This is a genomic window from Pantoea piersonii (assembly GCF_003612015.1).
Taxonomy (GTDB): domain Bacteria; phylum Pseudomonadota; class Gammaproteobacteria; order Enterobacterales; family Enterobacteriaceae; genus Pantoea; species Pantoea piersonii.
This window is the reverse complement of the sequence record NZ_RARB01000001.1, coordinates 228,879-255,132: the sequence shown is the minus strand read 5'-3', so window position 1 is coordinate 255,132 and position 26,254 is coordinate 228,879. Positions and strand designations below refer to the sequence as shown.

Sequence of the window (26,254 nt, the reverse complement as noted above, 5' to 3'; positions counted from 1 at the left end):
AGGGAATGACAGGCAGCATTTGGCGCAGTGTGCACGGGCTGATAAGCCGACTCTTTCCCGCGAGCTATCGCTGGCCCGCCCAGGATATACGGCTGGACGATCGCCTGCTGCACCTGGTCGGCAGCATTCATATGGGCACGCGCGATATGCAGCCGCTGCCCGCGCGTCTGCTGCGGCAGCTACAAAAGTCGGATGCGCTGATTGTCGAGGCGGACATTACCCAGGGCGGCTCGCCCTTTGACGATCTCGACCAGCGTGAGCCGCTTGAGGCTCGTCTGACGTCGGAGGATCGGGATCGTCTTGAGGCGCTGTGCAGCGAACTTCATCTGTCGCTGACGATGTTTGATACCCTGCCCGCCTGGCAAATCGCGCTGATGCTACAGGCGCAGCAGGCGCAGCGGCTTGGATTGCGCCCCGATTACGGCATCGATTTTCAGCTGCTGCAGGCGGCGAAAACGCTGAGCAAACCGGTCATTGAACTGGAGGGCGCAGAGACGCAAATCGCGCTGCTGAAATCTTTGCCGGATGATGGCATGGCACTGCTAAAAGATACGCTAACGCACTGGCATACCAATGCGCGCCTGTTGCAGATGATGGTGAGCTGGTGGCTGGACGCGCCGCCGCGTCAGCCGCGCATTGAACTGCCTTCGACATTTAGCTCAGCGCTCAACGATACGCTGATTGCGCAGCGCAACGCACAGTGGCGCGATCGATTACGGGCGTTGCCGTCCGGGCATTATGTCGTGGCGGTAGGCGCGCTGCATCTCTATGGCGAAGAAAATCTGCCTGAGCTTTTACGGCGGTAAAAAAGAAGGCCGGTATGATTACCGGCCTGTCAAAGAGGAATTTGTTTATCATTTTGGTTATCGCTCAGCCTTTCGGCTGGCGCGGAACTCATTCTCTCGCAAAGCACAAACTTTCGCCACTATTAATTTATTTAATTTAGGAATGAGATTTTTCCTATAAGGATGAATTTATGACGCCTGCTATAAAACTTCTGGAAAAACAAAAGGTCCCTTTCACGCTTCATCCCTATGAGCATGACAGTCAGGAAACCAGTTTTGGCGACGAAGCGGTACGGAAACTTAATCTGGATGCGCGGCAGGTCTATAAAACGCTGCTGGTCGCGCTGAACGGCGATGCGAAACATCTGGCGGTGGCCGTGACGCCGGTTGCCAGCCAGCTCGATCTGAAAAAAGTCGCAAAAGCCTTAGGAGCGAAAAAAGCGGATATGGCCGATCCTCAGCTGGCGCAGCGTGTGACCGGCTATCTGGTGGGCGGCATCAGCCCGCTGGGGCAGAAAAAGCGGCTGCCGACGGTTATCGATAGCTCCGCCGCCGACTTCGCCACTATTTTTGTTTCCGGCGGCAAGCGCGGCCTGGATCTCGAACTGGCGGCGCAGGATCTGGCGCGCCTGCTCGACGCCCCGCTGGCGGATATCGCACGACGCGATTAACTGCGCGGCTGGGCGCAGAGCTGATCGATCATCCAGCGTCCGGCAGGTCCCGGCGGATTGCGTCGCGACCATATCGCCTCCACCGCGATATGCTGCGGCCAGCCCGGCAGCGCCAGCTCCTGCAAAAGGTCATGACCAAACTGCCTTACCAGCCAGCGCGGCAGTATGCTCCAGCCGAACCCCTGCTCCGCCATCTCCAGCAGTAGCAAATAGGTCGGCGCCGACCAGACGCGTCCCGGCGGCACGATCGCTTGCGGCTCAACCCAGGTGTTAAGCCGCAGCTGGCGTACCTGCTCCAGCGCGCTTTCCGTGACGCCGGGCTGCTGCGCCAGCGGATGATCGCGATGTATATAGATGGCCATTTCCGCATTCACCTGCAGCCGCGCGACGGCGATATCGGGCGGCAGAGCAGGCTGCGCGCGCACCACGCCCAGATGAACGCGTCCCGCCTGCAGTAAATCCAGGACGTCGGCATCCTCAGCAATCATGCATTCCAGCTCAATTTCCGGAAAGCGCGCGTCGAACTGCTTCAGCAGTTGCTCATGATGTTCGGTCTGCCAGAAATCTGACACGGCAAAGCTGAGACGCGGCTCGACGCCCTGCGCCAGCCTGATAGCCAGCGCATCCAGCCGCTCGCTGGCGGCGAGGATCTGCTGCACCTGTGCCAGCGCGCCCCGGCCCTGATCGGTCAGGATCGGCTGTCGCCCGCTGCGATCGAACAGTTTGAAACCGAGATCGTCCTCCAGCCCGGCTACCGCCATGCTGATAGTCGACTGGCTTTTGCCGAGCGCACGCGCTGCGGCGGAAAAGGATCCGCTGCTGACGGTCTGCACAAAGGCTTCTAAAGATTCGGGGGAGTAGCGCATTTTCATCCATCGCTTTTATCGATAGGTCATCATTTTATCTTATCACCATGAGGTGCCAGAATGCCCACCTGTCTGATGGAGGTGAATAATGCGTACCCGTTCGCTTAAAGAACGTTTTTTACATGCGCTGGGTTTTGAAACCCTGGCGATCCTGACCGTTTCGCCGCTGGCTGCCTGGGCGATGGATAAGCCGTTGTTTGAGATGGGCGCGCTGGCGCTTATGCTCTCTACCGTCGCGATGCTATGGAACATGATATACAACACCATTTTCGACAGGCTTTGTCCGCCAGGCCAAATCCATCGCGGACTGCTGATCCGCGTCTTGCACGCGCTGCTTTTCGAAGGCGGGTTTATTTTAATTGGCTTGCCGATCGCCGCGTGGATGCTCGGCATCTCGCTGTGGCAGGCTTTTTTGCTGGAAGTGGCGTTTTTCCTCTTTTTCCTGCCCTACACCATGGCGTACAACTGGGCATGGGACCGGCTGCGTCCGCGCTGGTTCGAACGTAACGCCTGCGAGGTGTAGTTTTTTAAACGGCTACGAGGGTAAAGAGTGAGTGGTATGGAGCGAGGCGCAAAGCACCCCGCGACAGGGACGAAAACGCCGGGAGCGTTTGAACAACGCAGCGTCCTGGCCCGGTGACTGGCGCACCTCAAGGATGAGGTGCATATCTACGCGGGCCGAACGAGCTGAATGCGTTGAGCGATGTTGCAATCGGGCCATACCACCCGCTTAGCATCCCGGCAGGCTTTCACGGCGCGTTATGCGCCGTTTCCCGTCCCCAGGGCCAGAGCCACGCCAGAAACATCTGCGGATAGCTTCGCTTGTGGGGTTTATCGCGCGCCTTTTTCTCCGCCTCCGTCAGCCTGTGAATAGCGTCCGTCGGGGCATAGTCGCTGGCTTTCAGCGGCGAGTGAGCTTTAACGTAGTCGCGCAGTACCTCGGCATCGATATTTCCGGCGTTTTGATAGCCAGTATGGGTATCGATACGTGGATAGCCGTCGCCGCCTGCGGCGTTAAAACTGTTGGTCGCCATGCGATAGGTTTTATCCTCCTGCAGCGGCTGACCGTTAATGCGCACATCGCTCACCGTGCTGCCGTCCGTCACCAGGCTGACGTGCGCGAACTGAGCGAAGCCGCCCGCGTCAGGCTTAATATTCGCCACCACATCGAGATATTTTTTCACCTCCGCGCCGGTCATCGTCACTGAAACGACCTGATTGCCGAACGGCTGTACCTGCAGCAGATCGCGCCAGCTTAGCTTGCCCACCGGGAGCGATGCGCGAATGCCGCCGCCGCTCATCACGGCGAAATCCGCCTGAGTATTCGCCATTTGCGCACGTAAAATCAGCTGCCCAAGGTTGGTCTGGGTAAAACGCACCTGCTCGCGCTCGCCGTTAAACTGCCCTACCGTACTGCCGACACTGACGTTCAGGCGCGCCTCGGCCCGCTTCTGATAGGGCATCAGCAGCTTCATCATCGCGGTATTTTTAGGGATCTCCTGCTGATACGTGAGCCAGGTTTCGCTGCCGTCGGCGTTTTTAATCTGATGCTTCAGGTTCACCGGCACCAGCGCGTAGGACTCCAGCGCGACTTCACCGTTGCGCCAGGTAAAATCGCCGCGTCCGACATATTCGCCCCACTTCCCGGCCTGCATAATCCAGACGCCGTTCTGCTTGTCCGGCTGACACGCTGCGCCCGGCTGATACTCTTTGATCAGCACGTTGGCTTTCTCCATGCAAACCGTATCGTGCGAGTGGCCGCCGACAATCATGGAAACGGTGCCGGGCGGCAGGCTGCGCGCCAGGGTGACGTCGCCGGGCGCGTTGCTGCCGTGCTCGCCGTTGTCGTCATAGCCGAGATGGCTCAGTACCACGATAACGTCAGGTTTCTCACCTGCGCGCAGCTCCGCCACCGCTTTTTCCGTTTCGCTGACGGGATCGCGAAACTCGACTTCCCGCAGATAGGCCGGGTTCGCCAGCTTAGCGGTATCGGGCGTAGCCAGGCCCAGCACGGCAATTTTCAGCCCCATACGATTGAAAATCGCCCAGGGCTTAAAGAGACGCTGGCCGGTGTTTTTCTGGTAAAGATTGGCGGCGAGAAAGGGAAAGCGCGCCCAGCTCTCCTGCTTGCGCAGCACGTCAAGCGGATGATCAAACTCATGATTGCCGAGCGCCATGGCGTCATAACCGATCAGGTTCATGCCGCGAATATCGGGCTCGGCATTCAGCTCGTCCGACTCGGGCACGCCGGTGTTGATGTCACCAGCGGAGAGGATCAGCGCGCCGCCGCCCCTGGCCTGTACGTCATAACGCAGCGTATCCATCAGGGTCTTTTGCGCCGCCAGGCCATATTCGCCCTGCGCGTTGTACCAGAAATGCCCGTGTTCATCATTAGTGTGGAGAATGCTAAAGCGGTAAGTGCGATCCGCCTCGGCGGCCTGAGAAAGCGCAGGTGCCAGCGCCAGCAGCGCAAGGCCGGTTGCAGCCCATCGTGGTAACAGCAAAGCCCGTCTCCTTATTGTATGAAGTGCCCGTTCCGGGTGGTATCAGCATGCTGCCCCACTGTGTCGCATATTCCGTTGTTTAACTCAAGACGAAACACCGCTGTCGCTGGTACTAAACTCGTTTTAACACTGATAATCAAAAGAAAGCGGACGCGACAAAACTGATGTAAAGCTGCGCCTGACGACGCTGCTTTGCCTTTTAACGGCATTCCGCGCTGATAAGGGTCATCAGCCGCGCTACTTTTCAGGAAAATAGCGTTATCACCCCCCCGCACTAATCTGCCTCATTGCGGCTTAGATTGAAGAAAAGAGATAAAAAAGGCCATTCGGTTCCTCTTTCCGCTTAATTTCAAAGTTTTTCCTCATCATTTAGCAATTATTTCAGCGAAAGAGCGCTGCTTGCCTTAAACTTCTTTGTTACAGGCAGATACATTTGTACACAAGGAGACAGGCATGCATCACACCACACCGTTGATCACCACTATCGTCGGGGGACTGGTTCTGGCGTTTCTCCTTGGCATGCTCGCCAACCGGCTGCGCATTTCACCGCTGGTCGGCTACCTGCTGGCGGGCGTGCTGGCCGGGCCGTTTACGCCCGGCTTTGTCGCCGATACCAACCTTGCGCCAGAACTGGCGGAGCTGGGCGTCATACTGCTGATGTTCGGCGTTGGCCTGCACTTTTCGCTGAAGGATTTAATGGCGGTAAAGAACATCGCCATTCCTGGCGCCGTGGCGCAAATCGCCGTCGCTACGCTGCTGGGAATGGGACTCTCCGCCTGGCTGGGCTGGTCGCTGATGACGGGTCTGGTTTTTGGTCTTTGTCTCTCCACCGCCAGCACCGTGGTGCTGCTGCGCGCGCTGGAGGAGCGTCAGCTGATTGACAGCCAGCGCGGGCAGATCGCCATCGGCTGGTTGATTGTCGAAGATCTGGTGATGGTGCTGACGCTGGTGCTGCTGCCCGCCATTGCCGGCATGCTGGAACAGGGTAACGCCAGCCCACAGCTGCTGGCATGGGATCTGCTGCTGACCATCGGCAAAGTCGCTGCCTTTATGGTGCTGATGATGGTAGTAGGCCGACGCGTTGTGCCCTGGATCTTGTCGAAAAGCGCCGCGACCGGCTCGCGCGAGCTGTTTACCCTGGCGGTGCTGGCGCTGGCGCTGGGCATCGCCTTTGGCGCAGTAAAGTTTTTCGACGTCTCTTTCGCGCTCGGCGCTTTCTTTGCCGGGATGGTGCTGAATGAGTCAGAGCTGAGCCATCGCGCCGCCCATGACACGCTGCCGCTGCGCGACGCCTTCGCGGTGCTCTTTTTTGTCTCGGTGGGAATGCTGTTCGATCCGATGATCCTGGTAGAGCAGCCGCTGGCCGTGCTGGGCGCGCTGGTGATTGTGGTGCTAGGCAAATCTCTCGCCGCCTGGCTGCTGGTGACGCTGCTGGGCCATTCGCGCCGTACCGCGCTGACCATTTCCGTCAGCCTCGCGCAGATCGGCGAGTTCGCTTTTATTCTCGCCGGACTCGGCATTTCGCTCAATTTGCTCAGCAGCGAGGGGCGCAACCTGGTGCTGGCGGCGGCGATCCTTTCCATTATGCTGAATCCCATCTTGTTCAGCCTGCTGGAACGTTTTCTGGCGAAGAGCGAAAGCCGTCAGGAACAGGCGCAGCAAGAGGCGCCTGAAGAGGAGAAGCAGATCCCGGTAGATATTTGTCACCATGCGGTGATTGTCGGTTATGGCCGGGTCGGCAGCCTGCTGGGCCAGAAGCTGCTGGAGGCGGATGTGCCCTTCGTCGTCGTGGAGAACTCCCGCGCGCGCGTCGAGGCGCTGCGCGAACAAGGCATCAGGGCGGTGCTCGGCAATGCCGTGCGCGCCGAAACCATGGAGCTGGCGCGGCTCGACTGCGCGCGCTGGCTGCTGCTGACCATCCCTAACGGCTACGAGTCGGGCGAGATCGTGACTACCGCGCGCGAAAAGTTTAACGATATTGAGATCATCGCGCGCGCGCACTACGACGAGGAAGTGGAGTACATCATGGCGCGCGGCGCGACGCGCGTCGTCATGGGCGAGCGCGAGATCGCCTCCAGTATGCTGCATATGCTGGAGGCGGAGATCGCTGAACACCCTGTCGTACGTGAGTGCCCCATCTGACCGCCCCGGCTTTCTGTCGGCGCGTCCCGCGCGTCATCTCCAGCGCGGGACGCGTCGCTCATTGCCTTTTGACCTCAGCGGCGGCTTAACGATCCCAGTAGGACTCTTCCAGGCTGTCTTCACGCTCCGGCAGGCCGCGCGTCAGGCGCGGCGAATGCTGGTTCAGCACCTGATAGCTGACGCGGTTGGCATATTTGCACACCTGCGCCAGCGACGAGTAAGTCAGGTACTCGCGCGCATGCTTGCTGGAATTGGGCACTTTCTGCCGGTGGTAGTTGTTCGCCGTGATGTCATGCAGCAGCGCCGCCAGCGCGCCGTCGCCTGCGCCGTTGGTGTTCATGATCTTCTCAGGTCCGCCCATATAAGGCGCGATATGCGAGAAGATGCGCAGCGGCTGCTCGCACTCCTGCTGGCGCATGGCGCGGCTGAATTCATACTGGTTGAATTCCGCGATCGCTCCCGGCAGCAACGGATGATTGGTTTTGCGCTTGAATTCATCTTCGGTATAGCCCGCCATATAGAGTCCGGTCGGACCGGCGGTGCAGAGCACCAGGTCAACCCACTCCAGCGCCATATCGGCCGCGCGCAGCGGATCCGATTCGCCGGTGAGCGCCAGCGCTTCCTCTTCGTTCATCGCCACGATAGTGACGTGATCGCGCAGGAAATCGCGCCAGAACTGCGGGTTATCGCCGATAACATATTTGGTGCCCAGCGTAAGCACCACCGGCACGTTGTGGCGCTTCGCATATTCAATCGCCTGTAGCGTGGCCTGCGGCATCGGCTCCCCTTCGCTACAGCGCACCAGATAAGAGGTAAGCACCAGCGCCGACGCGCCGGCAATCACCGCTTCGGGAATACTCTCGGCGCGTAGCTGATTCATCTGCCCTGGGCTGATAGCGAAGGTGCGCTCGCCCTGCTCGCCAATCAGCGTAAAGCAGCGGCCAATGGCGCCGTCGACGCCCTGCAGATAGTTAAGATCCATTCGGCTGGAGGTATTGCAGAGATAGCGATAGGCGTAGCCGCCGATCTGAATATTGTTGCACATCACGCCGAGCAGCACCGATCGATCGTCAGCCAGCACGGAATAGTTGTGCAGCGTATTGCCGATAGTGCCGCCGGCAAACTGGTGGCTAATCAGATTATCGCGCATCAGCTCGTGATAGAGCGCCTCGGCAACGTCGTCGGCGATCACTAAAGAGTGTCCGGCGCTCAGGCCATAGCGCACCAGAAAAGCGTCATCGACTTTAGCTTCGATATCGACCAGCGTCTGGTCGATTCCCACGACCCAGCTGCCCTCTTCCACCTCCTGCGAGGCGGCATGCAGTAACGGATCGCGAGCGCTAACGGGAAAATAGTGTTTGGATTTACGTTTGCCGGGAAATTTCATGATGGGTGCCGTCAGAAAAACAGGCGGAGGATGATAGCACATTCTCCGCCGCGGCTTTAACGACGCGCGTTGACCAGCTGCACCATCATGTCGATGTGGGCCGCATCCGCATTCAGCGCCGGGATATATTCGAACTTCTCGCCGCCGCCGTGCAGGAAGAATTCGCGGTTCTGTTCGCTGATCTCTTCCAGCGTCTCCAGGCAGTCCGCAGCAAAGCCCGGGCTCATCACCTGCACATGCTTAACGCCCTTCTTCGCCAGCCCCTGCATGGTTTCGTCAGTGTAGGGCTGCAGCCAGGGTTCGCGGCCAAAACGCGACTGGAAGGTCATCATAATTTGATCGTCGCGCAGGCCCAGCGCCTGCTGCAGCAGCGCCGTGGTGTCGGCGCAGCGCAGCGGGTAGTCGTCGCCCTCTCTGGCGAAGCGCTGCGGAATGCCGTGATAGGAGAGCACCAGCAGATCTGGCTGACCGTGCGCCGCGAAAGAGCGCTCTACCGAGGCTTTCAGCGCGGCGATATAGGCCGGATGCTCGGCATAGTCGCGAATAAAGTGGATATCCGGCATAGTCCGCGCCGTTTTAAACGCGTTGTACAAACCGTCCCAGACGGCCGCGACGGTTGAGCAGGAGAACTGCGGATAGAGCGGCAGCACGATCATGCGCGTGACGCCCTGCGCCATCAGGCTATCTACTGCGCTCTGCAGGCTGGGGTTGCCATAGCTCATGCCCAGTTCGACCGGTATATCAACGCGCGCCGCCAGCGCTTCGCGCTGCTGCTTGCTGTAAACCATCAGCGGCGAACCGCCCTCCATCCAGACGGAGGCGTAAAGCTTCGATACGCGAGGCGAGCGAAACGGCAGAACGACGCCATTGAGGATCGGCCACCAGAGCCAGCGCGGCGTATCCACGACGCGGGGATCGCTGAGAAACTGTTTCAAATAGCGCTTTACAGCAGCTGTAGTGGGCGCGTCTGGCGTACCGAGATTAACCAGTAACACGCCGGGCTTGTCTTGCCTCATTGTTATTCCTTGATAGCGAAGATGCGTGAAAACAGGAGGAATTGTAGCGGAAACCGGGGAAGGGAAAAGCAATTACTGCAAAAGGGGCTGGCACTGCCAGCCCCAGAGGCGTTAGCCGAGAATGCGCGCCAGCTGCTTGCTGACGTCGGCGACCGGCTGGGTGCCGTCGATTTTGTGATAAGCGGTGTTGCCCGCTTCCGCTTCTTTGCTGTAGTAGGCGATCAGCGGCGCAGTCAGCTGATGGTATTCCACCAGGCGCTTACGCACGGTCTCTTCCTGATCGTCTTTACGCGTGGTCAGCTCTTCGCCGGTGACGTCATCATGACCTTCCACTTTCGGCGGATTATATTTAACGTGATAAACGCGGCCTGACGGCGCATGTACGCGGCGGCCAACGATGCGATCGACGATCAGCTCGTCCGGCACGGCGAATTCCAGCACGTAGTCAATTTTAATGCCGGCCTCTTTCATCGCGTCTGCCTGCGGGATGGTGCGTGGGAAACCATCCAGCAGAAAACCATTTTTGCAGTCTTCCTGCGCGATACGCTCTTTTACCAGCGCGATAACCAGCTCGTCAGTTACCAGTTTACCGGCGTCCATAATGGCTTTCGCCTGGTTGCCGAGCTCGGTGCCGGCTTTAACCGCCGCACGCAACATATCGCCCGTGGAGATTTGCGGGATGCCATATTTCTCCATGATGAACTGAGCCTGAGTGCCCTTACCTGCGCCCGGAGCACCGAGCAGAATAATACGCATTGCGTAAATCCCCTTGCGAATCGCATTGATCAATCTAGAAGGCGAAGACCATACCATTATGACCCGCTCACCACAAGAAAGGCGCGGGCGCCTTCCCGGCGACGGTAGCCCGTTTCTCCATAAAAGGCGGCGGACAGGCGCGGCTACGCCTTTTTTTCAGATTTGCCGCCGGGGCTAGACAGCGCCTGAACCCGTCTGCCGATCTGCGGCGTCAGGTTGGACTGCTTTCGCCCGCTGCCGCGCTGGCTGGCGCGCACCAGCAGATACCCCTGCTGCGGCCAGAGCTCCAGATCGCTGGCGGGCGTCAGCGCGGCCAGCAGCGTCTGCGGCAGCGCGAAGCTGGCGAAGGGCACGCCTGGCGTATGGGTGGAGGTGAGCAGCACCGGCGCGTTAAGGCTGATCGCGTTGACGCTGGCATGGTTATAAGGGCGCCAGCTTTGCTCTCTGATACGGGCCAGCGCGGCAAACACCGGCGCATCCAGCGGCAAACCCTGCTCGAACAGGCGCAGCTCGCTGCGCACCAGCGTGCTGAAGTCGGCGGTGCGCAGCGCTACCAGCACCAGACCGTTCGGCAGATCGGCATGCCGATCGAGGCGCGCGACAAAGAGCCTGGCGTGCGCCATCACTTCCTCATGCAGTACGCTGGCGAAGCTTTCGCTGACGTCGACCACTCCCTGATGCTGGCACTCATGCAGCGATCGCACTCGCCCATGCGGCAGTTCCACGTGCGCGACGAAATTGATATTCCCGGCCATCAGCGGCACCGCAGGCAATACATTCAGCTCCGTAACGGGAAAGTGCGTGGCGTAGCGCGTCTGATTGCGCGCCTGCTCCTGCCGCAGGAAAAGCTGAGAAAGCAGGATGCGCGCCACGTGCAGCGACGGGGCGAAGAACACATCATACTGATCCAGCCGGTAATGCCGTGACAACAGGGTACGTAACCGGTCTCGCGCCTCGGAAGGTCGGTCGGCCCAGGGATGAAATGCCATCGCGTCGTGGTTCTCTTTTTATCTTTCGGGTGATGGCGGGTGTCGCGGTAACGCCAGACCACGCATAGCTTTGCCTGCGAGTCAACCCGCCATAATCAGCGGGCAAGGTTAGGGGAATGCGGCTGGACTTTAAAATGATATAAACTGACAATCCCTGTTAGGTTTTTACACAGGGGACGAGTATGACCCGGCTACCTCCGCTAAGGGCGCTGCACCATTTTCACCAGGCGGCGTTACACAGCAGCTTTAGCGTGGCGGCCGAAAGCCTGCACGTGACTCACAGCGCCGTGAGCCATCAGATTCGCCAGCTGGAGAGCTGGATGGGCAAGCCGCTTTTTGTGCGCACCAACGGACGCGTTAAATTAACCTCACACGGCGAGCGTTTGCTGCTCAGCTGTCAAAAAGCCTTTAGCGAACTTTCCACCACCTGCGCCAGCATTCGCACCGGCATGCGTCACCATCTGAATGTCTCCTGCGCCCCAAGTTTTCTGTCGCAGTGGCTGATTCCGCGCATCAGCACCTTTTATCAGCGCTATCCCGATATTGAAATTCACTTTCAGGGGCAGCTGGAGCTGAGTCAGCTGCGCAGCGAACATGTCGACGTCTTGATCCTCAGCTATGAGCAGCCGCCCGAGGGCGATATCGACGCCACGCTGATCGGCGATGATTATCTTGGGCCGCTCTGCGCGCCCCTGTTCGCTCCGCGCTTCCGCAGCGTGCAGGATCTCGCCGCCCTTCCTTTACTGCACGCTGATACGCGCCTGCACGCCTGGGCGGAGTGGTCGAAAAGCGCCGAGGTACGCGGCAATTTCTGGTCGGGAAAACATTTTGACAACCTGACGCTCGGCATTCAGGCGGCGAAAAACGGGCTGGGCGTGATTGTGGCGCCGCGTCTGCTGGTGCGCAAAGAGCTTGAAGAGGGGTCGCTGATCGCGCCGCTCGGCTTTGTCCGCGTCGATCGCGCGACCTGGATGATGACGAAGGAGTCGCGACGCAACGACGGCGAGATTACGCTGTTCCGCGACTGGCTGCGCGAGGCGGCGCAGCAATAAAGCGTGTTTAGAAAGTGAATCATTCGTGCAAGGGTGCAGAGTCTGCGCCGAAATAGCGCATGGTCAGAGGTGACGTAAAGGCAGGTCATCGACTTCAGGAGCGGGGCATTACCCGGGGAGCGAAGCGTCCCGCGACAAGGATATCGTGGGCCGGGCTGGCACAGATGCCGCTTTTTGCGTCCTGGCGTTCGGGCCATGCCGTTCGCGACAGTCCCGTTTGAGCAAAAAACGGCCGGTGTTTTACCGGCCGTTGTGTTAACTCATTACGCCGTCAGCAGCTGATTCATACGGCGGATAAACTGGTTAGGATCGTCCAGCGTGCCACGCTCGGCCAGCAGCGCCTGATCCAGCAGCAGCTCGATCCACTCGCCGAAGCGCGTTTCATCCTGCGTGTCTGCCACGCGTTTCACCAGCTGGTGGTCCGGGTTGATCTCGAAAATATACTTCACTTCCGGCACCGCCTGGCCCGCCGCGGCGAACAGCTTCGCCATCTGGGTGCTCATTTCATTGGCGTCGGTGGTGACGATGGCTGGCGTATCGGTCAGACGATGCGTCAGACGCACCTCTTTCACGCGGTCGCCCAGCAGCGTTTTCACGCGCTCCACGAACGGCTCCAGCGCCTTCTCCGCCTCTTTCTGCTCTTCGCTCTCTTCATCCGCCAGCTTGCTCAGCGACTCGTCCGCTTTGCTGACTGACTGGAACGCCTTGCCGTCGAACTCGGTAAGGTAGCTCATCATCCACTCGTCAATGCGATCGGAAAGCAGCAGTACCTCGATGCCTTTCTTGCGGAACAGCTCCAGATGCGGGCTGCTCTTCGCGGCGGCGTAGCTGTCGGCGGTGATGTAGTAGATCTTCTCCTGACCTTCCACCATGCGGCTGACGTACGCTTCCAGCGACACATTCTGATCGGCGCTGTCGTTGTGCGTAGAGGCGAAACGCAGCAGCTTAGCGATCGCTTCCTGGTTGACGCTGTCTTCCGCCGGCCCCTCTTTCAGAACCAGACCAAACTCTTTCCAGAAGGTCTGGTATTTTTCAGCGTCATCTTTAGCCAGCTTCTCCAGCATCTGCAGCGTGCGTTTCGTCAGCGCAGCGCGCAGGGTCTGAGTAACGCGGCTGTCCTGCAGGATCTCGCGCGACACGTTCAGCGGCAGATCGTTGGAGTCGATCAGGCCACGCACGAAGCGCAGGTAGTTCGGCATAAACTGCTCGGCGTCATCCATAATAAAGACGCGCTGCACATAGAGCTTCAGCCCGTGCTTATGGTCGCGGTTCCACATATCGAACGGCGCGCGTGACGGGATATAGAGCAGGCTGGTGTACTCCTGCTTGCCCTCGACGCGGTTGTGGCTCCAGATAGCGGGATCGCTGAAGTCGTGCGCGATATGCTTATAGAACTCGTTGTACTCTTCGTCGCTGATCTCAGACTTGTTGCGCGTCCACAGCGCCTGGGCTTTGTTAATTTTCTCCCAGGTGGTGGTGTCGTTCTCTTCATCTTTGCTTTCTATTTCCACCGGCAGCGCGATGTGATCGGAGTATTTACCGATAATGCTGCGCACGCGCCAGGCGTCGAGGAACTCATCTTCGCCTTCACGCAGGTGCAGCGTGATTTCAGTGCCGCGATCGGCTTTGGTGATATCGGCGATGGTATATTCGCCTTCGCCCGCCGACTCCCAGAACACGCCCTCATCTGCCGCCGCGCCTGCTGCACGGGTACGGACCGAGACCTTGTCCGCCACGATAAACGCGGAGTAAAAGCCCACGCCGAACTGACCGATCAGCTGGCTGTCTTTCGCCTGGTCTGAACCCAGGGACTCGAGGAAAGATTTAGTGCCGGATTTAGCGATGGTGCCCAGGTTCTCAATCACCTCATCGCGACGCATGCCGATACCGTTGTCCGACAGCGTCAGGGTGCGCTTGTCCTTATCAACAGAGAGACGCACGCGCAGTTCGCCGTCGCCTTCATAGAGGCTGGCGTCCGACAGCGCGCGGAAGCGCAGCTTATCGGCGGCGTCCGAGGCGTTGGAAATCAGCTCGCGCAGGAAAATCTCTTTGTTTGAATAGAGGGAATGGATCATCAGGTGCAGAAGCTGTTTTACCTCTGACTGAAAGCCACGCGTCTCTTGTCCTTTCATGGTCATTGTTACCTCAACGGAATCAGGTTGAACGAACGTTGAGGTTGATGTGGGGATGGTGCGGAAAATTTCAAGCCGACGTCGTTAACGACGTCGGCAAGCGTTCAGAAAGTAATCTTGTGACGTCCAGCCAGCGAGTGCGACAGCGTCGTGCCGTCTACCATCTCCAGCTCGCCGCCTACCGGCACGCCGTGAGCGATGCGGCTGGCGTCAACGCCGTACTGGCCGCACAGCTCGGCGATATAGTTGGCCGTCGCTTCGCCTTCAACCGTGGGGTTGGTGGCGAGGATCACCTCTTTCAGGGTTTCTTTCTCCAGCCGCTGCTCAAGACGATCTAACCCGATATCCTGCGGGCCGATGCCGTCCAGCGGGGAAAGATGGCCCATCAGGACAAAGTAGCGTCCGGCGAACTGACCGGTCTGCTCAATGGCGTGAATATCAGCCGGGCTCTCCACCACGCAGATTTGCCCGTTTTGCTGACGCCGCGGATTGGCGCAGATGGTGCAAATTTCCTGCTCGGTGAAGGTGCGGCAGTCGGCGCAGTGGCCGATTTCAGACATTGCGCGCGTAAGCGCCTGCGCCAGCCGCATGCCACCGCTGCGATCGCGCTGCAGCAGCTGAAACGCCATGCGCTGCGCCGACTTCGGCCCAACGCCGGGCAGGCAGCGCAGCGCCTCCATCAGAGATTCAAGCAGTGGACTGGTTTGCATCAGAACGGCATCTTAAAGCCGGGCGGCAGCTGCATGCCGGCGGAAACAGAGGCCATTTTCTCTTTCTGCGTTTCGTCGATACGGCGAGCGGCATCGTTGAATGCAGCGGCGACCAGATCTTCCAGCATATCTTTGTCATCTTCCAGCAGGCTGGGATCGATCTCCACGCGACGGCAGTTGTGCGCGCCGTTGATGGTCACTTTCACCAGGCCTGCGCCCGATTCGCCGGTGACTTCCAGCGCGGCGATCTCTTCCTGGACTTTGGCCATTTTGTCTTGCATTTGCTGGGCCTGCTTCATCAGGTTGCCCAGTCCGCCTTTACCAAACATAGTTTTCTCTCTCAGCTGAGGCCGCATCGCTATCCATGAGACAGCGGCAGCGTGGTCAAACGGGTCGGATACTCTCTTCATCCAGATCGGCGTCGAAGAACCGGCGCAGCGTCTGAATGTGCGTATCGCTAATGATAGACTGGCGCGCCTGCGCCAGCTTCTCTTCGTAAATGGCCTGCCGCCACTCGAGTGGCGTCAATACCGCAGGATTATCATCTTCAATGATAGTCAGTTCAACTGGTTGTCCAGCGGCGTCGCTCAGCGCGGCGGCAAGCACCTGCTGCGCTGACGCGGAATTCAGATGGCGCTGAGTGGAGCGCAGATGCAGACAAACGCCCTGCTCCGTGCTCTCTTTCCAGGCGTTCAGCGCCAGCTGCTGCACCAGTTTGGGCAGCGGCAGCGCGGCGATTTCCGCCGCCCAGGCGTCACGCTGCTGCGCTTCTTCCATCAGGCGCGCCGCCAGCTCAGGGGTTTTCTCATGCTCAAGCGCCGAACGCAAGGCTTTTGGCGTCGCTACCGGTTCGGGCGCCGCTTCGACCTGGGTTTGTGCTTTCCAGCGGTACGCCTCTTTTTTTGCCGGCGCCGTCTCACGCGGACGCGCCTGCGCGCGTTCGGTGACGGATGCCAGGCGCTCCAGCGCGGAGTTGGCCGGCCGCGTCAGAGACGCTGCCGGCTCACTCTTTTTTGGTTTGCTGGCCCCCTGGCGCAGCAGCTGTGTGCGCGCCTGCAGGAGCTGGCTGGTGGTATCGGAGAACGAGCCGTCCGGCGCGGCGGCCGGCGGTGCGGCAACCGGCGGCGCAATGGGTTCCGGCGGTGGCGCGGGTGGCGCCATCTGCGGCTGTGCGGCGGCGGTCTGCGGCGACGGCGCAGCAACTGGCTGCGGCTCCGCCTGCGGCGTCATCGCCGGGCGCGCGACCGGCTCGGCAATTGCCGTTTGCGGATGAAAAGCCAGCGCGCGCAGCAGCGCCATCTCGACGCCCATGCGGCGATCGGGCGCCAGCGGCAGATCCTTGCGCCCCATCAGCAGCGTCTGATAGTAGAGCTGAACGTCGGCGGGCGGCACGACGCGCGCCAGTTCGCGCAGACGCGGTGCGTGGCTCTCCTCTTCATCATTGATCGAGCCGGGCAGCAGCTGCACCATGGCGATACGGTGCAGCAGACGCAGCATCTCTACCAGCAGCGCTTCCCACTCCACGCCGCGCGACGCGGCCTGGTTGAGCAGCGTCATAACCTGTTCGCCGCTGCCCTCCACGAGCGCCTCAATCAGACCCAGCGGCTGCTCGTCGTCCAGCGTGCCGAGCATCTGGCTGACAATAGTGCCGCTGACTATGCCCTGCCCCATCGCGATCGCCTGATCGGTCAGGCTGAGCGCGTCGCGCATGCTGCCGTCGGCGGCGCGCGCCAGCAGCTGCAGCGCGCGCGGTTCGCTCTCGATCTGCTCCTGCTGCAGCACATAGTCGAGCTGTTTGCGGATCAGTTCGACATCCAGCGCCTTGAGATGAAACTGCAGGCAGCGGGAGAGGATGGTTACCGGCAGCTTTTGCGGATCGGTGGTGGCAAGCAGAAATTTAACGTGCGAAGGCGGCTCTTCGAGCGTTTTCAGCAGCGCGTTAAAACTGTGGCGCGACAACATATGCACTTCGTCGATCAGATAGACCTTAAAGCGGCCGCGCGCGGGCGCATACTGCACGTTGTCCAGCAGATCGCGCGTATCTTCGACTTTCGTGCGCGACGCGGCGTCGATCTCGATCAGATCGACGAAGCGGCCCTGTTCAATCTCGCGACAGTTGTCGCACTGGCCGCACGGCGTGGCGGTGATGCCGGTTTCGCAGTTAAGCCCCTTCGCCAGCAGGCGCGCAATGGTAGTTTTACCTACGCCGCGCGTGCCGGAGAAGAGATAAGCATGATGGAGACGTCCCAGTGACAGTCCATTCGCCAGCGCGGTCAGGACATGTTCCTGACCGACAACGTCAGCAAATGCCTGGGGACGCCATTTTCGCGCAAGTACCTGATAGCTCATGTGGATTCGATCACTGGATGTGGTTGGAAAGATGAGCGCAGACGCGCTGCAACCCCTGTATATCGTTGCAGTAGTTTAACAGCGACGAGGGGCATTGCCTATCACTTGCTGGCCTCGCGCACGGCGAGGCCATCGTCACTCAGTGACCCGGGAAGTTGACCAGGCTGTAGCAGTTGATGCCCAGCGCTTTAAGGCGGGATTCGCCGGTCAGATCGAAGAGGTTGATCACAAAGGCAGCATCTTTAACTTCGCCGCCTGCACGGCGGATCAGCTTGACTGTGGCTTCGATGGTGCCGCCGGTTGCCAGCAGATCGTCCACCACCAGCACGACGTCGCCAGGCTTAATGGCGTCTTTGTGCAGCTCGAGCGCATCGGTGCCATATTCCAGCTCATAGGATTCGCTGAAGGTTTCGCGCGGCAGTTTGCCAGGCTTACGCACCGGCACGAAGCCGACGCCTAACGCCAGAGCAACAGGCGCGCCAAACAAAAAGCCGCGCGCTTCGGTTCCGACGACTTTGGTAATGCCTTGATCGCGGTAGCGCTCAACAAACAGCGCGATAGTCGCGGCGTAGGCTTTGGGATCTTCCAGCAGGCTAGTGACGTCGCGGAAGAGGATCCCGGGTTTCGGGTAATCCGGAATGCTTTTGATGCTCTCTTTAATGAATTCAAGCTGCTGCGCAGTTGCGGTCATAATGTTACGCCTGGTAAAAACTTTATATCGCGCAGCTTCCATAGCGTCAGATTCCAAAATGAATCAGACGCAGAGAGTAAAAAAAGGGAAGCCACGCACGAAGATGCCCAAATCTAAGCAAATGGTCGGCTAAATGCAACCTTATCGCGGCGGCGCGCGATCGTCGGGCGATTCCGCCTTCACAGGAATTCGCCACATCATCAGCAGCAAGACGCAGAGCATTACGCCAAGAAAAACCCGTACCCACAGAATTTTCACCATCCAGAGCGACACGCCGAAGGTCACCAGCATCAGCGCAATGGCGCGCCCTTTCGCGCCCGGCGGCATAGCGCGGTGCCGCTGCCAGTGGCGCAGATAGCGGCCGAACGGCGAACGCCACAGCAGCCAGTGATGAAAGCGCGGCGAGGATCGGGCGAAACACCAGGCGGCCAGCAGCACAAATGGCGTGGTCGGTAATAATGGTAATACAATGCCCAGCGCGCCAAGTATGATAGCCAGCCAGCCGAGAGTCAGAAGTAAAATACGTTGCATAGCGTTGCCTGGATCCTTTGCCTCCGCGCTACGTTAGCACAGATAAGGAAAAGATGATGACGGACGCCACCACACAACAGCGTCTCACCGCCTGCCTGGCGGCGCTTAAGGCGCAGATCGCCCGTCACCCCGACGGACGCTGCCGTACGCCGCGCTTCGACAGGCAGCTGTTTATCACCACCGGCACGCGGCTGGCCGATTATCTGCAGGAGATCGAACGTAATCTGCAGCTGCTCTGCGCCTCCGCGAATGCGCAAGAGCGCGTCTGGCTGGCGGAGAAGCTGGTGAATCAAATCGCCGCCCTGCAGCGCGAAGCCAGCACGCAGCAGCTGCGTCCGCGGCGTGAACGGCCCGTCGCGTCGCCGCGCCAGCAGAAGCTGGAAGAGTACCGCGAATATGAAAGGCGGCTACAGGCGATGATCGACCAGCGCGAACAGCGGCTGGCGCTGGCGGAGAGCCTGGCGACGCAGCAGCAGCTCAAACAGGATCTTGAGGTGCTGGAAGGCCGTATGGCGCGCTGTCGTCAGGCGATTCATGCGGTGAGCTGGGCGCTTTCGCTGCGCGGCGACGCCATCTGACGCCTATACTTAGCGCCACCTGTTCAGGAGCCTGAAATGGGAATCGTAGCCTGGATTATCACTGGCGTGGTCGCGGGCTGGCTGAAGCGGCGGTTTTTCCCCGGTCGGCCCGGCGGTCTCGCCGCCACGCTGGTGCTGGCGGTTATCGGCGCGCTGGTCGGCGGCTATATCGCCAGCTACTTTGGGCTGGGCTCGCTGGCGACGCTTCATCCCGGCGCGCTCGGCATCGCGCTGGTCGGCGCGTTAACGATGATGCTGGTCGCGGCGAAACTGCGCATATGAGGAGTCACTATGTCACTGGAAAACGCACCTGACGAAATAAAACTGGCGGTGGATTTGATTCAGCTGCTGGAAGAGAACCAGTTGCCAGCCGACACCGTGCTGGCGGCGCTGGCGATTGTGCAGCGCGACTTTGAGAAGAAACGCGCCGCGGAACAGCGGGCCTAAGGTGAGGCCGTCAAGGTTGGGCTCAGGCGCAGCATATCGATAAACGCCTCGACGATTTGCGGCGCGGTCGCCGCCAGGTCGAAACTCTCCGGCGTAAACAGCCAGCTTTCCATCATACCGTTGACGTAGCCCCGCAGCAGCAGCGCCGCCTGGCGGGTATTGAGCGTGACGGGTAATTGTCCTGCCTCAATACACTCTTTCAAAACGTCTTCTATTTTGTCATAACATTCCGACAGTAAACTTTGCTGCATAATTTGCAGCGCAGCCATTTCGCCAACGAATTCGCACTTATGGAAAATGATCTCCATCAGCGCGCGGCGTTGCGGATCCTTTGCTGTCGCTTCAAAGATATAGATTAGCATTGCGCGTAAGACAGAAAGTGGATCGCCGGGGTATTTTGTCTGATACTCAAGTTCCACATCATCAAGCCCAGCGTCGGTGCGCAGCCAGATCTCGTGTAACACATCGGCTTTATTTTTAAAGTGCCAGTAGATCGCGCCCCGCGTCACGCCAGCCGCCGCCGCAATATCCGCAAGAGAAGTGGCGGAAACACCCTGGCAGGAGAAGAGTGCAAGGGCGGCATCAAGAATTTGGTGACGCGTTTCAAGCGCTTGGGCTTTGGTTTTTCGTGCCATAGGGAGCTTTTTTTACAAACTGGCAAGTTTACATACATTTATGAATGTATGTACCATAGCACGACCCGGGTTTTAGCGCAGCAATGGGTTTATCGGTTTGTGATCCATTGATCAATTGATATCGGACACTAGAGGTTTATTTATGAATAAAAACAGAGGATTAGCGCCTCTGGCGGCCGTCCTGATGCTTTCAGGCAGCTTTGTGTTAACAGGATGTGATGATAATAAATCCCAGCAAGCCGCCCAGCAACATCCGCCGGAAGTGGGCGTTGTCACCCTTAAAAGCGAACCCCTGAAGATCACCACCGAGCTGCCGGGTCGTACCTCCGCCTATCGCGTGGCTGAAGTGCGCCCTCAGGTTTCCGGTATCATTCTGAAACGTAACTTCGTGGAAGGCAGTGACATCAAAGCGGGCGAATCGCTTTATCAGATCGATCCTGCAACCTACCAGGCGAGCTACGACAGCGCGAAAGGCGATCTGGCGCAGGCGGAAGCCAACGCGCGCATCGCGCAGTTAACGGTTAATCGTTACAAGCCGCTGCTCGGAACGAAATATATCAGCCAGCAGGATTACGATAACGCCGTCGCCACCGCCGCGCAAAACGCCGCCGCCGTGCAGGTCGCTAAGGCGAATGTCGAAACCGCCCGCATTAACCTTGCCTACACTAAAGTGACCTCGCCTATCAGCGGCCGTATCGGCAAATCGTCCGTGACTGAAGGCGCGCTGGTGCAGAGTGCGCAGACCACCGCGCTGGCCACTGTGCAGCAGCTCGACCCGATGTATGTCGATGTAACCCAGTCCAGCGACGAGTTTATGCGCCTGCGCGCAGAACTGGAGTCTGGCCAGCTGAAGCAGGTCGACGGCAAGGCTAGCGTAACCGTACTGATGCAGGACGGCAGCGAATCGCCGCAGAAAGGTACGCTGGAGTTCTCTGACGTAACGGTTGACGAGACCACTGGCTCTATCACTCTGCGTGCCATCGTGCCGAACCCGGATCACCGTCTGCTGCCGGGCATGTTCGTCCGCGCACGTCTGGAAGAAGGCACCAATCCGAATGCGCTGCTGGTTCCGCAGCAGGCTGTAGCGCGCACCCCGACCGGTCAGGCGACCGTGATGGTGGTTGGCGCGGACAACAAGGTTGAGGTACGCAATGTCAATGCCGCGCAGGCGATCGGCGACAAATGGCTGGTGACCTCTGGTTTGAAAGAGGGTGAACGTGTTATCAGCGTCGGCATTCAGCGCGCGAAGCCAGGCGCCCAGGTGACGCCGCAGGAAGTCTCTGCCGAGCAAAAATCTGACGCGAATGCGCAATCTCAGACCCAGTCTGAAAAATCTTCGTCTTAACAGGAGCCGTTGATACATGGCTAAGTTCTTTATCGATCGCCCCATCTTTGCGTGGGTAATCGCCATCATCGTGATGCTGGCGGGTGCGCTATCGATTCTCAAACTGCCGATCGAGCAATATCCCAACGTTGCTCCGCCGGCCGTACAGATTCGTGCCGCTTATCCAGGCGCGGATGCGAAAACGCTGCAGGATTCCGTGACGCAGGTTATCGAACAGAATATGAACGGTATTGATGGGCTGATGTACTTCTCATCAAACAGTGATTCTTCCGGTAACCTGCAGCTGACCCTGAGTTTCGAATCCGGCACCGATCCCGATATCGCGCAGGTCCAGGTGCAGAACAAACTGCAGCTGGCGATGCCGCTGCTGCCGCAGGAAGTGCAGCAGCAGGGTATTCAGGTGCAGAAATCCTCCAGCAGCTTCCTGATGGTGGCGGGTTTCGTCAGCGATAATGGCTCCATGACGCAGAACGATATCGCAGACTTCGTCGCATCGAATATCAAGGACCCCATTAGCCGTACCTCCGGCGTGGGCGATACCCAGATCTTCGGTGCGCAGTATGCGATGCGTATCTGGATGGATCCGGCCAAGCTGAATAACTATCAGCTGACGCCAGTCGACGTCATCAGCGCCATCAACACGCAGAACGCCCAGGTAGCGGCGGGTCAGCTGGGCGGCGCGCCTGCCGCGCCGAATCAGCAGCTTAACGCCTCGATCATCGCCCAGACGCGTCTGACCTCCACCGACGAATTCGGCAAAATTCTGCTGAAGGTCAATACCGACGGTTCGCAGGTGCGCCTGCGCGACGTGGCGAAAATCGAGCTGGGCGGCGAGAACTACGAGGTCGTTGCGCGCTTTAACGGCAAACCGGCATCCGGTATCGGTATCAAACTGGCGACCGGCGCCAACGCGCTGGATACCGCTAACGCGGTGAAGGCGGAGCTGGGCAAGCTGCAGTCCACCTTCCCGGCTGGCCTGAAAGTCGTTTACCCTTATGACACCACGCCGTTCGTTAAGATCTCGATCTTCGAAGTGGTTAAAACTCTGTTTGAAGCGATCGTACTGGTGTTCCTGGTTATGTATCTCTTCCTGCAGAACTTCCGCGCCACGCTGATTCCAACTATCGCGGTGCCGGTGGTACTGCTTGGCACCTTCGCCATCATCAGCGCCTTCGGTTACTCGATAAACACGCTGACAATGTTCGGGATGGTGCTCGCCATCGGCCTGCTGGTGGATGACGCCATCGTGGTGGTGGAGAACGTCGAGCGCGTAATGGGCGAAGAGGGGCTGCCGCCGAAAGAGGCGACGCGCCGCTCGATGGAGCAGATTCAGGGCGCGCTGGTCGGTATCGCGCTGGTGCTGTCGGCGGTATTTATCCCGATGGCCTTCTTCGGCGGCTCAACCGGCGTCATCTATCGTCAGTTCTCCATCACTATCGTCTCCGCTATGGCGCTTTCGGTGCTGGTGGCGTTGATCCTGACGCCCGCGCTCTGCGCCACCCTGCTGAAGCCGATCCAGAAAGGCGAGCATGGCAAAACCAAAGGTTTCTTCGGCTGGTTTAACCGCCTGTTCGACAAGAGCACCAGCCACTACGTCGACAGCGTCGGTCATATCGTGCGCAGCACCGGCCGTTACCTGGTGATCTATCTGGTGATCGTAGTGGGTATGGCCTATCTGTTCCTGCGCCTCCCCTCTTCGTTCCTGCCGGAAGAAGATCAGGGTCTGCTGCTTGCTCAGGCGCAGCTGCCTGCGGGCGCGACGCAAGAGCGTACGCAGAAGGTGCTGGATCAGGTGACGGATTACTTCCTGAATAAAGAGAAGGACAGCGTGCAGTCGGTGTTTACCGTTAACGGCTTCGGCTTCTCCGGCCGCGGTCAGAACACCGGTATCGCCTTCGTCAGTCTGAAACCCTGGGATGAACGCAGCAGCAGCAATCTGAAGGTACCGGCTATTGCCGGCCGCGCCATGGCGGCGCTGGGCCAGATTAAAGATGCGATGGTGTTCCCGTTCAACCTGCCGGCGATTATCGAACTGGGTAACGCCACCGGCTTCGACTTTGAACTGATCGACCAGAACAACCTCGGCCATGAAAAACTGACCGAAGCGCGTAATCAGCTGCTGGGTATGGTGGCGCAGCACGCCGATACGCTGGTAGGCGTGCGTCCTAACGGTCTGGAAGATACGCCGCAGTACAAGCTGACTATCGATCAGGAAAAAGCGCAGGCGCTGGGCGTGTCGCTGTCTGATATCAATACCACGCTGGGTGCGGCCTGGGGCGGCTCTTACGTTAATGACTTTATCGATCGCGGTCGTGTGAAGAAGGTCTACGTGATGGGCCAGGCCAAAGACCGTATGCTGCCTGACGACATCAGCAAGTGGTACGTGCGCAACAGCAGCGGCAACATGGTTCCCTTCTCGGCCTTCTCGTCGGCGAAGTGGCAGTATGGTTCGCCGCGTCTGGAACGCTATAACGGCCTGCCGTCAATGGAGATTCTGGGCCAGGCTGCGCCAGGCAAAAGCTCCGGCGACGCCATGAACCTGATGGAACAGCTGGCGGCGAAACTGCCTGCGGGCATCGGGTATGACTGGACCGGCATGTCCTATCAGGAACGCCTCTCCGGCAACCAGGCTCCTGCGCTCTATGCTATCTCGCTGATTGTGGTCTTCCTCTGTCTGGCGGCGCTTTATGAGAGCTGGTCAATTCCGTTCTCGGTAATGCTGGTGGTGCCGCTCGGTGTTATCGGCGCGCTGATCTTTACCACGCTGCGCGGACTGAGTAATGACGTTTACTTTGTGGTGGGTCTGCTGACCACCGTCGGCCTGTCGGCGAAGAACGCCATTCTGATCGTCGAATTCGCTAAGGATTTGATGGAGAAAGAGGGCAAAGGTCTGGTAGAAGCGACGCTGGAGGCGTGCCGTATGCGTCTGCGTCCTATCCTGATGACCTCGCTGGCCTTTATTCTCGGCGTGTTGCCGCTGGCGATCAGCACCGGCGCGGGCTCCGGCGCGCAGAACGCCGTCGGTACTGGCGTAATGGGCGGCATGGTCACGGCGACCGCGCTGGCAATCTTCTTCGTTCCGGTGTTCTTCGTGGTGGTACGTCGCCGCTTCAGCAAGAACAAATCGGAGCTGGAAAAAGGTCACCCGACCGAACAAAGCCATCAGCATTAATCTGATGCTGACTCACAAAAGGCCGCGCAAGCGGCCTTTTTTATGGGTTCCGCACCCGCTTCCCTTTTCACTCTTCCCGTTCAACCATTTATCAGAGTTGCATTCCGAATTGATGCGCGCCATAATAATGTTACTTTATAACATAACATTTGGAGGCGTTATGAAACCGAATATCCATCCTGCTTACCGCCCGGTCGTCTTCCATGACACTACCGTCGATCAATATTTCAAAGTCGGCTCCACCATTAAAACGGAGCGCACCATCGAGTTTGAAGGCGAAACCCTGCCCTATGTGACGCTGGATGTCTCTTCCGCTTCCCACGTCTATTACACCGGCAAGCAGAAAGAGTTTACTAAAGAAGGCAGCGCCGCTCGCTTCAACCAGCGCTTCGGTCGCTTTCTTAAAAAATAGAGGCGTAACAGATGCAGGTATTAAGCTCGCTGGCGTCAGCAAAGAAGCGCCACAAGGATTGTAAGATCGTTCGTCGTCACGGACGTGTGTTTGTGATTTGCAAATCGAATCCGCGCTTTAAGGCGGTGCAGGGAAGAAAGAAAAAACGTTAGGATGTGTCGTGATAGCTGGCCGGGGCTCTCCCCGGCCTTTTTTTATTTCATACTGCGGATCATGGCATCTACGTTATGACGGAATGCCGCGACATAGGTCGGCGCCGGGCCGGAAGGTTGTGACAGCGCTTCCGGATAGAGTTCGCCGCCCGGCTGAGCCTTCGTTGCGCTGGCGATCTGCTTCACCAGGCGCGGGTCGGTCTGATTCTCAATAAAATAGGTATGGATATGTTCGGCCTGTAGCTGCTTTATCAGGCTCCCCACCTCGCTGGCGCTGGCCTCCGCTTCGGTAGAAAAGCCCACCGGCGCAAGAAAGGTTACGCCGTAGCGCTGGCCGAAGTAGCCAAACGCATCGTGGCTGGTCAGCACCTTGCGCTTCGCCGCAGGTACCGTCGCGAAGGACGTTTTCGCCCAGCTGTCCAGCGCCTGCAGCTTCTGAATATAATTTTCGCCACTGCGTCGAATAGCGTCGGCATCCTGCGGGTCAGCTTTAATCAAGGCGTTCATCACGTTGGTGGCGTAGATAACGCCGTTATACATGCTGTTCCATGCATGGGGGTCGGTGACGGTTTTGCCCTCTTCCTCCATACTGCGCGTCGAAACGCCGCGCGAGGCGACCACCGGTTCGCCTTTATAGCCAGAGGCGCTGACCAGACGATCCATCCATCCTTCAAGGCCAAGGCCGCTGACGAATACGATATCTGCTTTAGCCAGCGCCTGGCTGTCCTGCGGCGTGGGTTCAAAGGTGTGAGGATCGCCGTTCGGCCCCACCAGCGATTTCACATTGACATGCTCGCCGCCGACCTGTTTCACAATGTCCGCCAGTACGGTAAAGCTTGCGACGGCATTAACGGTTTTCGCCATGGATAACGGGCTGATCAGCAGCGCGCCGATCGCCAGACTTAATGGTAACTTCTTCATAAATACCCCTG

26 protein-coding genes and 1 other annotated feature are annotated in these 26,254 nt (G+C 58.9%); of the genes, 12 read left to right on the top strand and 14 right to left on the bottom strand.

Going from position 1 to position 26,254, the window contains the following annotated elements; genetic code table 11:
* Positions 1-5 precede the first annotated feature (5 nt).
* Positions 6-806, top strand: coding sequence for a TraB/GumN family protein (locus D7S44_RS01220; RefSeq protein WP_120451333.1), 801 nt, complete (start codon positions 6-8; stop codon positions 804-806).
* Between the two features lie 170 nt (positions 807-976).
* Positions 977-1,456: a Cys-tRNA(Pro)/Cys-tRNA(Cys) deacylase YbaK gene (gene ybaK, locus D7S44_RS01215; RefSeq protein WP_120451332.1), complete on the top strand. Its 480-nt coding sequence runs from the start codon at positions 977-979 to the stop codon at positions 1,454-1,456.
* On the opposite strand, the gene D7S44_RS01210 is transcribed toward ybaK, so the two are convergent.
* Complete coding sequence (locus D7S44_RS01210) at positions 1,453-2,322, bottom strand: LysR family transcriptional regulator (RefSeq protein WP_120451331.1); 870 nt, start codon at positions 2,320-2,322, stop codon at positions 1,453-1,455. The two genes, ybaK and D7S44_RS01210, sit on opposite strands and share 4 nt — an antisense overlap.
* 88 nt (positions 2,323-2,410) lie before the next feature.
* Here D7S44_RS01210 and D7S44_RS01205 point away from each other — a divergent pair, with 88 nt between their 5' ends.
* Positions 2,411-2,845: a multidrug/biocide efflux PACE transporter gene (locus D7S44_RS01205; RefSeq protein WP_120451330.1), complete on the top strand. Its 435-nt coding sequence runs from the start codon at positions 2,411-2,413 to the stop codon at positions 2,843-2,845.
* Positions 2,846-3,071: 226 nt separating this feature from the next.
* On the opposite strand, the gene ushA is transcribed toward D7S44_RS01205, so the two are convergent.
* Positions 3,072-4,826 (bottom strand): bifunctional UDP-sugar hydrolase/5'-nucleotidase UshA, encoded by a 1,755-nt coding sequence (ushA, locus tag D7S44_RS01200; RefSeq protein WP_120451329.1) that lies wholly within the window; start codon positions 4,824-4,826, stop codon positions 3,072-3,074.
* 453 nt (positions 4,827-5,279) lie between these two features.
* Between ushA and ybaL the strand changes: the two genes are divergently transcribed.
* A complete protein-coding gene (ybaL, locus tag D7S44_RS01195; protein WP_120451328.1) occupies positions 5,280-6,968 on the top strand; it encodes a YbaL family putative K(+) efflux transporter in 1,689 nt (562 codons plus the stop codon).
* Between the two features lie 85 nt (positions 6,969-7,053).
* Here ybaL and D7S44_RS01190 read toward each other — a convergent pair whose 3' ends face one another.
* From D7S44_RS01190 to D7S44_RS01175, 4 genes are all read right to left on the bottom strand, one after another.
* Entirely contained in the window at positions 7,054-8,355 is a 1,302-nt protein-coding gene (locus tag D7S44_RS01190) for an inosine/guanosine kinase (protein WP_120451327.1), read from the bottom strand.
* Positions 8,356-8,411: 56 nt separating this feature from the next.
* Positions 8,412-9,371, bottom strand: coding sequence for a ferrochelatase (gene hemH / locus D7S44_RS01185; protein ID WP_120451326.1), 960 nt, complete (start codon positions 9,369-9,371; stop codon positions 8,412-8,414).
* Positions 9,372-9,482: 111 nt separating this feature from the next.
* Positions 9,483-10,127 (bottom strand): adenylate kinase, encoded by a 645-nt coding sequence (gene adk / locus D7S44_RS01180; protein ID WP_120451325.1) that lies wholly within the window; start codon positions 10,125-10,127, stop codon positions 9,483-9,485.
* A gap of 143 nt (positions 10,128-10,270) precedes the next feature.
* Positions 10,271-11,116, bottom strand: a complete 846-nt coding sequence (locus D7S44_RS01175) for a DUF6024 family protein (protein WP_120451324.1) — start codon at positions 11,114-11,116, stop codon at positions 10,271-10,273.
* Positions 11,117-11,298: 182 nt separating this feature from the next.
* Between D7S44_RS01175 and D7S44_RS01170 the strand changes: the two genes are divergently transcribed.
* Positions 11,299-12,168 (top strand): LysR substrate-binding domain-containing protein, encoded by an 870-nt coding sequence (locus D7S44_RS01170; protein ID WP_120451323.1) that lies wholly within the window; start codon positions 11,299-11,301, stop codon positions 12,166-12,168.
* A 263-nt stretch (positions 12,169-12,431) separates the two neighbouring features.
* Here the strand turns inward: D7S44_RS01170 and htpG are convergent, their stop codons facing one another.
* The 6 genes from htpG to D7S44_RS01140 form a co-directional block, all read right to left on the bottom strand.
* Complete coding sequence (htpG, locus tag D7S44_RS01165; protein WP_120451322.1) at positions 12,432-14,306, bottom strand: molecular chaperone HtpG; 1,875 nt, start codon at positions 14,304-14,306, stop codon at positions 12,432-12,434.
* 98 nt (positions 14,307-14,404) lie between these two features.
* The gene (gene recR, locus D7S44_RS01160) at positions 14,405-15,010 is read right to left on the bottom strand and encodes a recombination mediator RecR (RefSeq protein ID WP_120451321.1); all 606 of its coding nucleotides are present in this window, start codon (positions 15,008-15,010) and stop codon (positions 14,405-14,407) included.
* Complete coding sequence (locus D7S44_RS01155) at positions 15,010-15,339, bottom strand: YbaB/EbfC family nucleoid-associated protein (protein ID WP_081139342.1); 330 nt, start codon at positions 15,337-15,339, stop codon at positions 15,010-15,012. The genes recR and D7S44_RS01155 overlap by 1 nt, the downstream gene beginning before the upstream one ends.
* 55 nt (positions 15,340-15,394) lie before the next feature.
* Positions 15,395-17,359 (bottom strand): DNA polymerase III subunit gamma/tau, encoded by a 1,965-nt coding sequence (dnaX, locus tag D7S44_RS01150; RefSeq protein ID WP_120451320.1) that lies wholly within the window; start codon positions 17,357-17,359, stop codon positions 15,395-15,397.
* Positions 15,983-16,044 (bottom strand) — a sequence feature (DnaX frameshifting element). Its footprint overlaps the gene before it by 62 nt.
* 139 nt (positions 17,360-17,498) lie before the next feature.
* Positions 17,499-18,050 carry an adenine phosphoribosyltransferase gene (apt, locus tag D7S44_RS01145; protein ID WP_120451319.1) on the bottom strand — a complete coding sequence of 184 codons (552 nt, stop codon included), beginning with the start codon at positions 18,048-18,050 and terminating at the stop codon, positions 17,499-17,501.
* A 141-nt stretch (positions 18,051-18,191) separates the two neighbouring features.
* Entirely contained in the window at positions 18,192-18,581 is a 390-nt protein-coding gene (locus D7S44_RS01140) for a DUF454 family protein (protein ID WP_120451318.1), read from the bottom strand.
* 56 nt (positions 18,582-18,637) lie between these two features.
* Between D7S44_RS01140 and priC the strand changes: the two genes are divergently transcribed.
* The 3 genes from priC to rsmS are packed head-to-tail and all read left to right on the top strand — an operon-like array spanning position 18,638 to position 19,606.
* Positions 18,638-19,159 carry a primosomal replication protein PriC gene (priC, locus tag D7S44_RS01135; protein WP_120451317.1) on the top strand — a complete coding sequence of 174 codons (522 nt, stop codon included), beginning with the start codon at positions 18,638-18,640 and terminating at the stop codon, positions 19,157-19,159.
* Between the two features lie 36 nt (positions 19,160-19,195).
* Complete coding sequence (locus tag D7S44_RS01130) at positions 19,196-19,441, top strand: GlsB/YeaQ/YmgE family stress response membrane protein (protein WP_120451316.1); 246 nt, start codon at positions 19,196-19,198, stop codon at positions 19,439-19,441.
* A 9-nt stretch (positions 19,442-19,450) separates the two neighbouring features.
* The gene (rsmS, locus tag D7S44_RS01125; RefSeq protein WP_120451315.1) at positions 19,451-19,606 is read left to right on the top strand and encodes a pleiotropic regulatory protein RsmS; all 156 of its coding nucleotides are present in this window, start codon (positions 19,451-19,453) and stop codon (positions 19,604-19,606) included.
* On the opposite strand, the gene acrR is transcribed toward rsmS, so the two are convergent.
* Positions 19,603-20,241: a multidrug efflux transporter transcriptional repressor AcrR gene (gene acrR / locus D7S44_RS01120; protein WP_120451314.1), complete on the bottom strand. Its 639-nt coding sequence runs from the start codon at positions 20,239-20,241 to the stop codon at positions 19,603-19,605. The two genes, rsmS and acrR, sit on opposite strands and share 4 nt — an antisense overlap.
* Before the next feature lie 142 nt (positions 20,242-20,383).
* Between acrR and D7S44_RS01115 the strand changes: the two genes are divergently transcribed.
* From D7S44_RS01115 to ykgO, 4 genes are all read left to right on the top strand, one after another.
* A complete protein-coding gene (locus D7S44_RS01115) occupies positions 20,384-21,586 on the top strand; it encodes an efflux RND transporter periplasmic adaptor subunit (RefSeq protein WP_120451313.1) in 1,203 nt (400 codons plus the stop codon).
* 16 nt (positions 21,587-21,602) lie between these two features.
* Positions 21,603-24,758 carry a multidrug efflux RND transporter permease subunit AcrB gene (locus D7S44_RS01110; protein WP_120451312.1) on the top strand — a complete coding sequence of 1,052 codons (3,156 nt, stop codon included), beginning with the start codon at positions 21,603-21,605 and terminating at the stop codon, positions 24,756-24,758.
* Positions 24,759-24,918: 160 nt separating this feature from the next.
* Positions 24,919-25,170 (top strand): type B 50S ribosomal protein L31, encoded by a 252-nt coding sequence (locus tag D7S44_RS01105; protein ID WP_120451311.1) that lies wholly within the window; start codon positions 24,919-24,921, stop codon positions 25,168-25,170.
* 11 nt (positions 25,171-25,181) lie between these two features.
* A complete protein-coding gene (gene ykgO, locus D7S44_RS01100) occupies positions 25,182-25,322 on the top strand; it encodes a type B 50S ribosomal protein L36 (protein WP_071997379.1) in 141 nt (46 codons plus the stop codon).
* A gap of 42 nt (positions 25,323-25,364) precedes the next feature.
* Here ykgO and D7S44_RS01095 read toward each other — a convergent pair whose 3' ends face one another.
* The gene (locus tag D7S44_RS01095) at positions 25,365-26,243 is read right to left on the bottom strand and encodes a metal ABC transporter substrate-binding protein (RefSeq protein ID WP_120451310.1); all 879 of its coding nucleotides are present in this window, start codon (positions 26,241-26,243) and stop codon (positions 25,365-25,367) included.
* Positions 26,244-26,254: the final 11 nt, after the last annotated feature.